Below are 12939 nucleotides of genomic sequence, written 5' to 3' on the forward strand. Positions count from 1 at the left end.
CGCCCGATGGAAAAAAAGCGACAGCCGGGCGCCATTCTGATTGCGACCGACGACTTCGCCTCCGTCGGGCGGATCGCCGCCGCTCTTGGCGCTGACAAAATTGCAAGCACAGTGGTCCCGCCCGCCCAGGCGACGCAGGTCTCGGCACACGATGGCTTCCGCATTCTGATCATCTCGACTCTCGTCGAAAATCTGGGTCTCGATCTCTGTCGGGCGATCCGCAGCGCAAGTGCGATGTCTATCATCCTGTTGCTTCCGGCTGGCAGGCAGCTCGATGGGGTCGAGGCCGGCGCCGATTACTGTTTGCCTATTGGCACCGAGATGCGCCAGTTGATGGTGCATGTGCGCGCCCTGCTGCGCAGATCCGAACTGGACGAGCAAGAACGCTGGCGCGTGCTGCAGTTCGACGGCTGGCGTATCGATCCGCACCGACGCCTGCTTTCAGCACCCGACGGTTCAAACGTTTCGCTGCTCGCAGCCGAGTTCGAGCTCCTGATTGCGTTCTGTCGCCAGCCCGGAACTGTCCTGTCGCGACGGTTCCTGTTGGATGCGACGCATATCGGTCTCGGCAGACCACTCGAGCGCAGTGTCGATGTTCATATCTGCAGGCTCCGCCGCAAGCTCACCGAAGCCGGGAATGGCGGCGAGCTCATTCAGACCGTGCGTCTTGGTGGCTACGTCCTCGTCGCGCGCGTCAACCCTGAATAAGTACGGATTCCAATTCTCGTCTCATGGGTGTTTAATCCGGCTGATAGGGATATGTCAGTTGCGATTATTGCCTCGGTCGACGGCTGGTTTTGAACGTCGTGCGGCCGGCCAGCGGGAGCGATGTGTCTTGAAGAAGAGATTGGATGATCTGATTGATGTTTTAAGTCTTTCAAACGATGAACGCTCGGCACGCACTGCGCTTTTGACGTTTGCCCAGCAATGCGGCTTCGAACGCTTCGCCTACATGAACGTGCGTTCCGGAGACACCGAAGCCTTCACCAACTATCCGCAGGAGTGGCAGGAGATCTATTTCGCGAACGACTATCAGAAGGTCGACCCTGTCATCACTGCCGCCAAGCGTCTCCTGAAGCCTTTCTACTGGTCAGCAAGCCCCCTGCGGTGGACCGCCTCGCCTGAAGAACGAAGATTTTATGAGCATGCTCGTCAATTCGGCATCGTCTCCGGCCTCTCCATGCCAATCCGCATCGAATTTGGTCGGATAGCGGTCTTGACCCTCGCGTCGCATCTGCCCGATTTCAAGGTTGACGGGATGATTGATGACATCCGGGCGACGACCGCGACAGCGTTGGTGCATGCAACGTTAAAAGTCAGCGATCCTTCGACTATGAAAAAACCCCAGGTCAGCTTGACCGTTCGGGAAAAGGAATGTCTGAACTGGGCCGCTCTTGGTAAATCGATGTCGCTGACGGCCGATATCCTCGGAATCAAGAAAAATACCGTTCGCTACTATCTCGATGCCGCGAAGCGGAAGCTCGGTGCCTATAATACGATGAATGCTGTCTATCTGGCGACACGCCTTGGGCTGGTTTAGAAAGCCCGAATTACGCCGAGAAGTAGAACGGAATACCGTTTTCACAAGTTACACGCAAGCGTCGCAGTTTATCACAACCCAGCATTTTAGCGCCAATGCGGGGAGAATTTGATGACAACCATTGCACCAGCATCATATTACGGCACTCGCTATGCCGGCTACGACAAGACGAATTCGACGAAGTCCGAGCAAGCCTATTCCCTTCCAGGGGACCAGGAGGCCAAAGCGAGGACAGGCTCTGACACGAGGGTCGATTCGAGACCCTCTTCAGCAACCTTCAAATTCATGGGCCGGGTGATCGATGCGACCAATCTCGCCGTTGACCTCAAGCCGATGAACATCTCCGAGCTGCCGGAGGACGAATATCAGTCCTTTATCGAAGGAGAAGCGGCAAGGATCGAGGCCAACAGAAAGTATCTGGAAATGCAGCACACGCAGTTTCCGGAGCCTCCGGATCTGTCGGACTATCCCGGCAACAAGCCGTATGCAACGGTCACCGTCGACGGACGGGTCGTGGCGACGATCTTCAATGACGGCTCTGTACAGACCGACGACAATGCTCTGGGATCGAGACTCAAGGACACCCTGAAGGGCAGCATCAATGGGACGAACGGACCCGACCTCGCTCAGGACCGGGCCGACCAGATCGCCGACATGTTCGGCGGCAGGATCTCGAAATCAGCGACGGCGCTGACTCAGCCTCAATATGCAGCACTCCCGAAGATCGTCGTCCAGCAGCCGACGATCGACTACGAGGCGATGATGAGCGATCCGCTCTATGCCCAACTTCAGAAACAGACCGGCAATCTCGAGATCTTGAAGCAGCAGAGAGAAGCATTCCTGTCACAACAGTGATGGGACCGCCAATCGGGGCGAGAGCAGTTTAAAAGCCTCGCCCCGATCGAAAACGCCGGCAGCGGCGTTTTCAGTAGACTTCTTCAATTAGGCAACCATCGGCGGAATGAGGGCAGGCAGGTTGAAGGCGCCGTCATTGGTCTGAAGGATATCGATCACATAGTGACCGCCCTGGAAGTAATCCTCGATGATCACGGCATTGTCGATGACACCGTCGGCCGTGTCGTTGAGCGAGGTGATCAACAGATCGTCGCCGCCCGAGACGAAGAACTGGACTTCGGCTGCCGCATAGGAGACGATTAGGCGATCCTGCGTGTCGAAGACGGTATCCGTGCGCGGCGCGCCCGTGTCGGTGACGCCGTCGTTGATGACGTCGATGCCAGCACCGGTGAATTGATACTGATCGTTGCCCGCACCACCCCAAAGGCGATCGTTGCCGACGCCGCCATCCATGATGTCGGCACCTGCATCGCCGAAGAAGACGTCGTTGCCAGCTTCACCGAACATCGTGTCGGCTCCGTCACCTCCGACGAACGTATCGTCGCCCGTGCCGCCCGCCATTGTGTCATTGCCGGCATCGCCGGTCAGCCAGTCATTTCCGGCATCGCCGTAAAGCTGGTCGTTGCCCGCACCGCCATAAAGAGAGTCGTCGCCGTTTCCGGCGATCAGCGTATCGGTTCCGTTGCCGCCGTCGAGCAGGTCGTTACCGTTGAAGCCATATAGGGTGTCGTTGCCCTCACCGCCTTCGACCCAGTCGTTATAGGCGCTTCCATAGACGGTGTCGTCGCCGCCAAGGGTGTAGATCGACCACCATGCCTGATGATCGGGCCAGCCTGCGGGTGGCGTCGAGGTTTCGCCGCGCAGGTCAACAATATTGACGTTGTTGTCATAGGTACGACTTGGCATGTCCTTCTCCTCTTCGATTGGCAGACGCGCTGCCGTTGCTGCCGACGCAATCTCCCTGGCCTCATACCGGGGTATGACGCTTCGACATTCTTGGGATGGGCCGCGCCCATCATGGTTCGTGAGCTATTCCTCCCGAAAAACCCGGGCCGCGTGATCGCGGATGGGTTTGGTGAAATAGGAAAGCACGCTGCGATCGCCGGTGCGGACAAAGGCCTCAACCGGCATTCCGGGCACGAGGGACAGATCATCCAGGCGCTGGCGTTCGTCATCGGGTATTGCCACGCCGGCGCGATAGAAGCTCGATCCCGTATGTTCGTCCGTTTCGAGATCGGCCGAAATGCGAATGAGCGTTCCCCTCAGCTCCGGCGTGGTATTGCGATTGAAGGCTGTCAGTCGCAGTGTCGCTGCCTGGCCGATCGCAAGCTGGTCGACGTCTTGCGGCGCAACCCTGGCCTCGACAGTCAACGGGCTTTCCTGCGGAACGATCTCCATCAATATCTCGGCGGGTGTTATGACGCCGCCAATCGTGTGGATCGACAGCGCATGAATGGCGCCTGCGATCGGCGCCCTGATGTCGATATGCTTGAGCTGTTCGAGAGCCGTCACCTCCTGCTCCACAAGCTCGGCCTTCTGGTTGTCGACATCACGCAGTTCCGTCGCCACATCAGCGCGCATCGTCTGATCGATCTGTAACAACTGGAGTTCGATCTCCGAAATCCGGCCCCTCGTGGCGGCAATCGAGGCAACAAGAGCACCACGTTCGCCCTCAAGCCGTGTTGCGTCGCGATCAAGGCTGTTGACCCGGTTCAAGCTGGTGAGGCCTTGCGCAAACAGCCGGCGCTGGCCCTCGAGTTCCTTGCCGATCAGCTCGATCTCGCGTGCTTTTGCCGCTTGCTGAACGTCGAGCCCCTTGATCTGCTCTTCCATTTGCCGGCCCTGTTCCCCAAGCCGTGCCTTCTGGCCCTCACGCGAGACGCGACGATCATCAAACAGCCTTCGCTCGCTCGTCATGGTCGCTTCTGCGACCTCAGGAGCAAGACGATGGAGAAGAATGGCCGGGATCATGACCGTGGCGATTCCGTCGCGCTCGGCTTCCAGGCGCGCCTGCCGGGCGTGGAGGTTGTTGAGGCTCTTGGAAACCGCATCGAGATTGGCGCGGATGACGGTGTCATCGAGGCGAATGAGGATTTCGCCGGCGTCAACCAGTTGCCCCTCCTTCATCCGCAATTCGGCAACGATGCCTCCGGACGGATGCTGCACCTTCTTGACATTGCCATCGACCACTAGCGTGCCGACAGCGATCACCGCGCTCGATAGGTCCGTCGTCGCGGCCCATCCGCCGACGCCACCGAACAGCAGGGCGATAGTGGCTATTCCTGCAACTAGATTGCGACGCAGCGACCGCGACAACGAGAGATGCCCATCCATCGTCATTGCGCCGCCTCCCCTTCAACGACCGTCAGATTGGCAAGCGAAGCGGCGCGTGGCGCGCGCGGCCTCTGCTCCTGAAGGCTTTTCAATACTTGGTCACGCGGCCCGAAGATCTTCGCAGCTCCATTTTCCATGACCAGCAGGAAATCGATCTGTGACAGCACGCTGTTTCGATGAGCGACGACGACGACGATGCCGCCACGCGCCCTGATGGCTGCGATTGCTTCGGCGAGCGCTCTCTCGCCGTCACCATCGAGGTTCGAATTCGGTTCGTCGAGCACGACGAGGAACGGGTCTCCATAGAGCGCGCGTGCCAGCGCGACGCGTTGACGTTGACCTGCAGAAAGGTTGCGTCCGCCCTCGCCCACCTGCGTTTCATAACCATCCGGCAGCGCGACGATCATGTCGTGGACGCCGGCGGCCCGGGCAGCGGATATGACCGCAACGTCGTCGGCATCAGGCACCAGCCTGGCGATATTGTCGGCAATCGTGCCGGGAAACAGATCCGACGTCTGCGGCATGTAGCCGATATGTCGGCCGCGTTCGCGACTCGACCACTGGTCGAGAGCAGCACCGTCGAGGGCCACCTTGCCTTTTGCCAGCGGCCAGACAGCAGTGATGGCGCGCACAAGCGACGATTTTCCCGAGGCACTCGGCCCGATCACGCCGACCACCGTCCCGGCGCGGGCCTGAAATGACACGTTTTGAACCGTCATTCGCTGGCGCTCGCCAGGAGGAGCCACAAATGCGGCGTCCACCACGAGCGATCTTGTCGGCGCCGGTAGCGCCGTGCGGTCAGCCATCTCCGGGAAGAATGCGAACATGTCCTGCAGCCGTTGCCAGGCCTGGCGTGCTCCGACCATGTTGCGCCAATTGGCGATCACCTGCTCGACGGGCTGAAGAGCGCGGGTCACGATCACCGACGACGCGATGATCATGCCGCCGGTCAGGTCTCCCTCAATCACGAGATAGGCGCCGAGCGCGAGCGATCCCGACTGAACGGCCTGCCGAATTGCTTTCGACATGCCCGTGAACAGGCCGGCAACGTCGCCGGTTCTGAGCTGAAGAAGCGTGGCCGCACTGTGCATCGCCGCAAACCGTGTCCTGACAGATTCCAACATGCCCATGGCTGCTATTGCCTCGGCATTGCGATGGCTCGCCTCGCCGAAGCGATTGCGAACCGCCATGGCATCGGCCGCATCCCGGGTGCGCGCGCGCGTCAGGGCATCGGTGGCGATCGTCATAGCGACGAGGAGAGCCATTGCCGCAGCGGTCAGCCAGCCAATCAGCGGATGCAGGAAGAAACATACGGCAAGATAGACCGGCATCCATGGTAGGTCGAAGAGCGCACTCGGTCCGGAGCCACTCAGGAAGCCGCGGATCTGATCCAGATCCTGGGCTGGTTTCAGGACGTCGCCATTGGCTTTGGTTCGCAGCGAGGCGCCAGCGATGACCGAAATGACTCGCCTTGAAAGCGCCTGGTCTAGCATGGCGCCGAGCCGCATCAGAACGCGGCTGCGCAGAACGTCGAGGATACCCGAAAAGGCATAGAGGCCGGCGGCTAGAATAAGCAGTGCGATCAGTGTGGGCAGGCTCTGGCTTGGAATGACACGATCGTAGACCTCGATCATGAAAAGCGGCGCGGTGAATGCCAACGCATTGATGATCGATGAAAACATGAACGCTCCGACGACCGCGAAGGTCAGCTCCGAGCGGGAATTCAAACGGCTCGCGCGCATCAGACCCTCCATCCAACATGCTTGATGAGCACTTTGCGGGCGTAACCTATGAGGGAACTGGCAGTTCAATCAATATATGCAGAGTAGTGTAAAGCTATGCCTATGCCATTGATCCGGTTCGTGAAAAATGGCTCGTTAGGAAATTTACACAACGGAAAAATTGAAATTCCCGACCGGAAATTGGCGTCGTTCTGTCAAATTATACCCGCATGTGTCCCCTGTTGGCATCCAGGCGAAAATTTATTCCGGTCTGTTCTATTAGGATGCGCGAACATGCCATCGGCCATGCCCGCGGTGGCTCAGGCCGCCAGCGCCGACACTACGTCGAGGAAGGAGTTTTCCCGGACGAGCTGGACCAGCAGCCCATAAGACATGATCTGCGCGGTCTTTTTGATGATGCCGAGTTCGACTGCTTTGCCAACGGCCTCTGGCAGCGACTGGCAATGCAGGCGCTCCTGGGCGTGGCGGAGATGCATGCGCACCGTATGAACCGACAGTCCGAGAAGCTTGCCGATCAGCGCCGGCTTGTGCCCGCGCAGCACCATCTCTAGGCAGACGCGGCCGCGATCTGTTAGAAGCGGATCGGCCCGCCGCCTCTCGTCGAGCCGCAGGGCATGGAAGTGAAGGTGGTTGGCGAACAACAGCATGTCTGCCTCGCAACGACGTCTCAGGGCTCTCCATTCGAGGTCGCTTAGCCCGCGAGCCGTGATCGTCAGCAATCCGGGCGGCTTGTTGATCGGCGAAACCGGAATCGTCAGGCCGCGATCGCCGAGTTCATAGCGATGCACCTCTGAAAAGAAATAACGGGCGTTCCTCGATCTTCTGTCGATCCCGTCCCAGTCGAGCGGCAGTGGCGACTGCCAGGCAGCATTGACGATCGGATCGATCTCGATGAATTCCCGTGCCTCGTATTGCCTGAACCACTCTGGATCGACAGTCGAAAGCGCAAGCGGCGAGGAGACCTTTCCGGCGCCCTCCTGTCGAAGCTTTCGATAGGTGAGGTTGCGCACGCCGTAATGATCGCGCATCGCATGGACGACTGCAGCCATATCTTCATACGTTGCTGCTGCCACCAATTCGCTCAGCCTGTCATCAAAAAACCGATCTTGGTCCATTGCCCCCTCCGCCGCTCCAGTCTCACTTGAACAGCAACAGGCGATTTATTCAACTCTAAATACTTATGGAACGGGCTACATCGCGGCAAAGCCTACCAAAGGGCGAAATTATTAGCCGGTGATGCAGCCGCCTTGAGCGGCGCGTCCTTACTTGTCGTAGCTACCGGGAAAGACGATATCCTGATCAACCAGGACGTTGAACCTGTATCCGGGCCGGATTTCCAGCGTCGGCTGGACATCCAGGTTTCGGTCGATCGTCCGCTCGGCAACGCGTCCGAAGCTTTCGGCGAAATTGCGCCTTGCAGCGTCGGAGGCCGTATCCTGCGTTGACCGTGTCGAGCTTTCCGGAATGGACGCGTCGATGCCCGTGCCGATTAGGGCGATGAGGGCCGCCGAGGCGAATGTCCTGATGGCGTGATTGTTGACGCGGTCGTTGAAGCCGCCATAACCCTCGGCATCCGTGCCCGCCATGCCACCGATCTGCAAGGTCGATCCGTTCGGAAAAATGATATCGGTCCAGACGACCAGAACCCGCGCCTGACCGAAGGCGATCTTCGAATCGTAGCTTCCGAACAGCTTTGCTCCCTGTGGGATCAATAGTCGGTAGCCGGTGGCGCTGTCGTAGACGTTCTGGCCGACCTGTGCACTGATACGCCCCGGCAAGTCCGAATTGATGCCTGATATCAACGTTGCAGGGATGACGGAACCGCGTTTGAGCTCGAAAGACGACAACTGCGGAACGATCTTGTTCGGCAGATAGCCAAGCTCCTTGATATCCTGATTGAAGAAGTCTTCCTTCGAGAGCTGCTTGTTCGGATCCGCGTTCTGCCCGGCAAATCCGGCCTGCAGCGCAGCCTGATAGACATCGGCGGGAGTTGTTGCGGTCCGGCCGCCTGACGGTCTTTCCGACGGATCGACCTGACCTTCGGAGGGCCCTGCCTGGCTGATGTCGACCTGAAGCGGTGAATCGAGCGCTGCTTCCTCGGCCTGGAGCTGCGCCATCCTCCGGCGCTGGAGCTCGCGCAGATAGCGCTCGCGGCCTTCTCGTGCCAGTCGTACCTCGAAATCGTCATCAGATCCGGGTTGGGCGGCTTTGGTGGCAGCGTTCGGTGTGGCTGGCGGGTTGTCGGGCTTTACTTGCGCCGGCGCCTTGTCGATAGCAGGTCGCGGGTCGAACAGTTCGGCCGGCTCGGGTTCGCCAATGATGCCGTCTTGAACGCCACGCTTCAGCTGGTCGGCGTAGTTCGATGCAGGGGCGCCCGCTCCATCCTCGCGCTCATGTTGCGTGGGGTAGAACCCCCTGGCGGAAAGCCCGAAAATGACCACCGCAAAGAAGACGAGGATCAGACCGATGGCAACAAGCACCGGCAGCCGGTTGAGCCGACGGACCGCCTGCGCCTGACCGCCATGCATGTTGCCGAGCTGGAGTGACTGTGCCATCTGCGCCTCCTACTTGAACGTCATCACCGACAATGGGCTTGCCGGTCTCGCACCGGAGCCCGTCACGACATAGAGCCGCGCAAGCCGCAAACCATCCGTCGACAGGCTGGCGAGCACGCCGTCGTCCGATCCGTCGAGGGCGTAAGAAAGCATGGTCGCCTTCGCCTCGGTCTTCTGGCCGCTCACGACCGAATAGCCGGATCCCTTGAGCATCGCCTGTAGTGCCAGGCCGAATTCCGACCGGTCGTCCGGCAGGTTGATCGGGCTTGCTTCCCGGGGAAGACGCTCAGACAGGCGGTTGGCCATGTCGCCGGCGATCGCCGCCGCCGCGCCCGCGGAAACCGGCGCGGGCCGGATTTGTGAATCCATATCCCCGGTCTGGCAGCCGCAGAGAGCCAGGCAACCAGTCACGGCAAGAAGGGACCGGCGCATGTCAGCTGCTCCGCCGGATCGTAACCTGCTGCTTTCGCCAGCCGACCCCGGATACGAGTATCGCGCGCTCGATATTGTAGTCGACCACCATCATGTTGTTTGCCATGCGGTAGTTGACAATGCGGTTCTGTCCGCCGGAAACGACGAAGAGGACGGGTGCATCCTGTCCGGCAAGCGAGCGCGGGAACTGGATGTAGGTCTTCTGGCCGTCGGAATAGACGCGCGTCGGTTTCCAGGCGGCACTTCCGCTGACGGAATAAGAAAAGTTCAGTTGGTCGGCCGCAACACCGGTCCCTGGCACTCCTTTCGCTTCCAGGCGCGCATTCACATCCGCGAGCTTATCCGAAACGTCCTCGGGATAGGAAAAGCCGATGCGTGCCATGTATTGGCTGGGCTGGGATTTCAGCTGGATATGATAGGTGCGTCGCGACGTGGTGACGACCATGGATGTCACCAGGCCGGGTTCGGCCGGCTTGACGATCAGATGGATCGCCTGTCCTCCCACTGCTCCCGAGGTCGCGGGCTCGACCTTCCATCTGACGGTATCGCCGACCAACACGTCACGAACCACCTCTCCGGCTTCAAGTTCGATATCGCATACCTGGAGCGGCGAACAGATGACGGAAGGCTGGGTTTCGCCGAAGAGGAAGACGACTTTGCCATCGGACCCCCTGGTGACGAGGCCCGAGCCATCGCGCCACTTGGAAGACAGGTTCGTACCCTTCGCCTCTTTGGGCGTCATGGCCTGGGCCTTGGCCACGGGAGCAGCGCAGAGCGTAGTGGCCGCGATCGCGCAGCTGAAGGCGACCGATAAGTGTGTTCGGTTATGCATGCCCTATCCTCGTTCTATAGCTGTGCGGTCCAGTCGAGATCTTTGAGATATAGACCGATCGGGTTGAGCCGGATCGTCGCCTCGTCCTGAGGCGTGGTGATCGTCACCGTGGCGATCGCGCGGAAGCGGCGCCTACCGGTCTCTTTGCCGCGCCGGTCGCGCTCGAACTCGGTCCAGTCGATCTGGTAGGACTGGCTTGACAGCGCGACGATGTTGTTCACCTCGACCGCGATCGTGGCTGCCCTGGCCTTCTCGAAGGGGGAATTGCCGCGAAACCACGCGTTGATCTTTTGCGTCGAGGGATCAGAGGTCCGCAGCAACGCATAGGTCCGATCGATATACTGCTTTTGCACCACCGCATCGGGTGTTACCGAGCGAAAGCTGGTCACGAAGCCGCCAAGCGTCGCGCGCACCACGCGCGGGTCGGCATATTCGATATGTTCGGGAAAGCCTGCAGATACCGGCGTACCCAGCCTGTCGACCTCGACGATGTAGGGGATGAGCTTGACTTGTGTGCTGAGAAATAGCGCGTAGCCGAATCCGATGATCGCGATCATCAAGGCGAGGATTGCAACAATACGCCAGGCCGCCGCTGCCCTGACATAGGAGCCATAGCGTTCGTTCCATTCCAGCCGGGCAGAGAGATAGGGGTTTTCTGCAGCGTTCGACTTCATGTTCCCCACTCCTCGTTCACGTCCGTTGTCCGGGTCGGGGTGCTGTCGACGATCCCTTGCCTGCCGCGGACCGGCCCTGTTCGAGTTTGGCATTGGCAAGTCCAAGCAGCGATCCGGCATGCGAGCCCGGCGCCTCGATCGCCTTGTCCTTCAAGGCTGATGCGGTCGCCATGCTCGCGGCGCTCACACCTTCCGCCAAGCCGCGCATGACGGCGCCCGCCATGGATGCGCCGCCAGCCCGGGCCGATCTCGCCGCCGACATGCCTGCCGAGGCGCTCCCGGCCACCAGGAAGCCGGCCCCTGCCGCAAAGGAGGCGGCCTGGCTGCCGTGCCGGATAACCTCCATGCCGCTGCCGACCGACACGCCTTGGATCACGCCCTGAATGATGTTTGGTACATAGATGGCAATGACGAAGACGACGACGGCAATTCCGGCGATCGCGAGCACCGTCTGAAACTGGTCGCCGATCTCAGGACGGTTGGCGAGGCCGATCAGGACCTGCGAACCGATGCGGGCGATCATGACGAGCGCCATCAGCTTCATTCCGACGCTGAAGGCGTAGACCAGATATCGGATCGCGAAATCCTTGGTGAAGGATGAGCCACCGAGCCCGAGCATGATCATGCCGGCAAGGAGGCCGATATACATCTCGGCCATGATCGCCACGAAGATCGCCGCCACCAGCGAGAAAGCGATCACGACCACGATCGTTGCGAAGGCCGCCGACACCGCCAGCGCATTGTCTTCGAACAGGCCGAAGCGGATCTTTTCGGCCATCTTGCCCGCCACCACCAGTCCGGCATTGAAGATATCGGCCGGCGAGGCATCTCCGCCCGACGCCCCGATCTGAAAGAGGCTGTCGACGACCGCTTTTGCAAAGGCTGGTCCCCGCTCAAGAACAAGGGCGAAGAACCCGACAAACATGATGCGGCGGACGAGTTCGGCAAACCATTCCTGCAGCGACGGCGCCTGCAGGGCGAGCCAGATCGCAGCAAGCCCGATCTCGATTGATGCCAGGATCCAAAAGAGCGATCGCGAAGCATTCGATACGGTCTGCTCCCATCCGCGCGCCGCGCCGCTGATCTCGTCCTGTAGCGATGTGATCAGGGATCCTTCCTGGGCATGGACGGGCGCAACCATGACGAAAAGAAGAAGGGCTGCCCAAACGACATCGCGCGCGCCGCGCGCTGCTCTCTGTCTTCGCAGATGCCTCACCATTGCGGCTCCATGGTCCTGCCGCCGCTTGTCTGCGGGATGGTGGCCCTGAAAAACTGCTCGCGACGGGCTTGCGCGAAGTCCTTGTCCGTCTGATTGGTCTGCAGCCAGGTTCCCATCATCGTCATCTGCTGGGAGACGAGGCCGCGGAGCTTCTGCATCTGGGCAACCTGCTGGGCGGCAATCTCGTGACCGACCTGAAGCGCTTTCATCTGGCCGTCGACGCCATCGGAGAGCGATCGGAGCGATGCCATCGTTGCCTCCTCTGTGTCGAATTGCTTGGCCGTCAGGCTTGCTGCGCCGAGCGTGGCCGCGATCGTGTCACGATTGGTGTCCGACCAGGTCTGGTAGGTCGCAGAGAAGCTCTCCGCGTCCGGCAGGTGCGCCCTGAGATCGGCATAGCTCTTGAACCGCTGTCGCAAAAGGTCATCGGCATTGGCCATGGCAAAGGCGATGCTCTGGCCGTCGGACACGATCGATCGCAGCTGATTGAGATCGCCCTCGACCTCTCCCCAGATATGGGCGGGAAGTTGCGCGGTGTTCTGCAGCATGTTCTCGTAGATCTTCAGCTGGTTCTGGATCTGCTCGGCAAGCTGCGTGATCTGGGTCAGCTGGTTGTCGACCTGGACGCCCGAACTTTCGAGCAGTTTGATGAGCTCGCCATTGTTGGCAAGCTGCGTAAATTCGGTTGCCGCGCCGGTCGCAGCCCCTGCGAGAACAGGAACGGGCCCGGCTACTGCCATGAGGGTGGCGAGTGAG

Annotated in this window: 13 protein-coding genes; 3 read left to right on the plus strand and 10 right to left on the minus strand. The window is 60.2% G+C overall.

What is annotated here, in order from left to right; genetic code table 11:
- Positions 1-6: 6 nt before the first annotated feature.
- The 3 genes from AB8B33_RS36940 to AB8B33_RS36950 all read left to right on the plus strand — a co-directional run bounded on the left by AB8B33_RS36940 (position 7) and on the right by AB8B33_RS36950 (position 2395).
- Positions 7-708 (plus strand): winged helix-turn-helix domain-containing protein, encoded by a 702-nt coding sequence (locus AB8B33_RS36940; RefSeq protein WP_439019266.1) that lies wholly within the window; start codon positions 7-9, stop codon positions 706-708.
- A gap of 139 nt (positions 709-847) precedes the next feature.
- A complete protein-coding gene (locus AB8B33_RS36945; RefSeq protein WP_439019267.1) occupies positions 848-1540 on the plus strand; it encodes an autoinducer binding domain-containing protein in 693 nt (230 codons plus the stop codon).
- Between the two features lie 111 nt (positions 1541-1651).
- Positions 1652-2395 carry a hypothetical protein gene (locus AB8B33_RS36950; RefSeq protein ID WP_439019268.1) on the plus strand — a complete coding sequence of 248 codons (744 nt, stop codon included), beginning with the start codon at positions 1652-1654 and terminating at the stop codon, positions 2393-2395.
- An 87-nt stretch (positions 2396-2482) separates the two neighbouring features.
- Here the strand turns inward: AB8B33_RS36950 and AB8B33_RS36955 are convergent, their stop codons facing one another.
- The 10 genes from AB8B33_RS36955 to trbJ all read right to left on the minus strand — a co-directional run bounded on the left by AB8B33_RS36955 (position 2483) and on the right by trbJ (position 12923).
- Positions 2483-3301: a calcium-binding protein gene (locus tag AB8B33_RS36955; protein WP_310384346.1), complete on the minus strand. Its 819-nt coding sequence runs from the start codon at positions 3299-3301 to the stop codon at positions 2483-2485.
- Positions 3302-3424: 123 nt separating this feature from the next.
- Positions 3425-4735 (minus strand): HlyD family type I secretion periplasmic adaptor subunit, encoded by a 1311-nt coding sequence (locus tag AB8B33_RS36960; protein WP_439019269.1) that lies wholly within the window; start codon positions 4733-4735, stop codon positions 3425-3427.
- Positions 4732-6471 carry a type I secretion system permease/ATPase gene (locus tag AB8B33_RS36965; protein WP_439019271.1) on the minus strand — a complete coding sequence of 580 codons (1740 nt, stop codon included), beginning with the start codon at positions 6469-6471 and terminating at the stop codon, positions 4732-4734. The genes AB8B33_RS36960 and AB8B33_RS36965 overlap by 4 nt, the downstream gene beginning before the upstream one ends.
- A gap of 299 nt (positions 6472-6770) precedes the next feature.
- Positions 6771-7586, minus strand: coding sequence for an autoinducer binding domain-containing protein (locus AB8B33_RS36970; protein ID WP_439019273.1), 816 nt, complete (start codon positions 7584-7586; stop codon positions 6771-6773).
- A gap of 147 nt (positions 7587-7733) precedes the next feature.
- Positions 7734-9026 (minus strand): IncP-type conjugal transfer protein TrbI, encoded by a 1293-nt coding sequence (gene trbI / locus AB8B33_RS36975; protein WP_439019274.1) that lies wholly within the window; start codon positions 9024-9026, stop codon positions 7734-7736.
- Positions 9027-9035: 9 nt separating this feature from the next.
- The gene (locus tag AB8B33_RS36980) at positions 9036-9458 is read right to left on the minus strand and encodes a conjugal transfer protein TrbH (protein WP_439019276.1); all 423 of its coding nucleotides are present in this window, start codon (positions 9456-9458) and stop codon (positions 9036-9038) included.
- A gap of 1 nt (position 9459) precedes the next feature.
- Entirely contained in the window at positions 9460-10290 is an 831-nt protein-coding gene (gene trbG, locus AB8B33_RS36985) for a P-type conjugative transfer protein TrbG (protein ID WP_439019277.1), read from the minus strand.
- A gap of 14 nt (positions 10291-10304) precedes the next feature.
- Positions 10305-10964, minus strand: a complete 660-nt coding sequence (gene trbF, locus AB8B33_RS36990; protein ID WP_439019278.1) for a conjugal transfer protein TrbF — start codon at positions 10962-10964, stop codon at positions 10305-10307.
- 16 nt (positions 10965-10980) lie between these two features.
- Positions 10981-12183, minus strand: a complete 1203-nt coding sequence (gene trbL / locus AB8B33_RS36995; protein WP_439019279.1) for a P-type conjugative transfer protein TrbL — start codon at positions 12181-12183, stop codon at positions 10981-10983.
- A complete protein-coding gene (gene trbJ / locus AB8B33_RS37000; RefSeq protein WP_439019332.1) occupies positions 12177-12923 on the minus strand; it encodes a P-type conjugative transfer protein TrbJ in 747 nt (248 codons plus the stop codon). Before trbJ ends, trbL begins: the two co-directional genes overlap by 7 nt.
- Between the last annotated feature and the right edge of the window lie 16 nt (positions 12924-12939).

Source organism: Rhizobium sp. 768_B6_N1_8, from assembly GCF_051811225.1.
Lineage (GTDB): Bacteria > Pseudomonadota > Alphaproteobacteria > Rhizobiales > Rhizobiaceae > Rhizobium.

Excerpts from the sequence above, each read along its gene's own strand:
- AB8B33_RS36940 (WP_439019266.1), top strand. The coding sequence starts at position 7 with ATGGAAAAAAAGCGACAGCCGGGCGCCATTCTGATTGCGACCGACGAC.
- AB8B33_RS36950 (WP_439019268.1), top strand. The coding sequence starts at position 1,652 with ATGACAACCATTGCACCAGCATCATATTACGGCACTCGCTATGCCGGC.
- AB8B33_RS36955 (WP_310384346.1), bottom strand. The coding sequence starts at position 3,301 with ATGCCAAGTCGTACCTATGACAACAACGTCAATATTGTTGACCTGCGC.
- AB8B33_RS36960 (WP_439019269.1), bottom strand. The coding sequence starts at position 4,735 with ATGACGATGGATGGGCATCTCTCGTTGTCGCGGTCGCTGCGTCGCAAT.
- AB8B33_RS36965 (WP_439019271.1), bottom strand. The coding sequence starts at position 6,471 with ATGCGCGCGAGCCGTTTGAATTCCCGCTCGGAGCTGACCTTCGCGGTC.
- AB8B33_RS36970 (WP_439019273.1), bottom strand. The coding sequence starts at position 7,586 with ATGGACCAAGATCGGTTTTTTGATGACAGGCTGAGCGAATTGGTGGCA.
- trbI (WP_439019274.1), bottom strand. The coding sequence starts at position 9,026 with ATGGCACAGTCACTCCAGCTCGGCAACATGCATGGCGGTCAGGCGCAG.
- AB8B33_RS36980 (WP_439019276.1), bottom strand. The coding sequence starts at position 9,458 with ATGCGCCGGTCCCTTCTTGCCGTGACTGGTTGCCTGGCTCTCTGCGGC.
- trbG (WP_439019277.1), bottom strand. The coding sequence starts at position 10,290 with ATGCATAACCGAACACACTTATCGGTCGCCTTCAGCTGCGCGATCGCG.
- trbF (WP_439019278.1), bottom strand. The coding sequence starts at position 10,964 with ATGAAGTCGAACGCTGCAGAAAACCCCTATCTCTCTGCCCGGCTGGAA.
- trbL (WP_439019279.1), bottom strand. The coding sequence starts at position 12,183 with ATGGTGAGGCATCTGCGAAGACAGAGAGCAGCGCGCGGCGCGCGCGAT.
- trbJ (WP_439019332.1), bottom strand. The coding sequence starts at position 12,923 with ATGGCAGTAGCCGGGCCCGTTCCTGTTCTCGCAGGGGCTGCGACCGGC.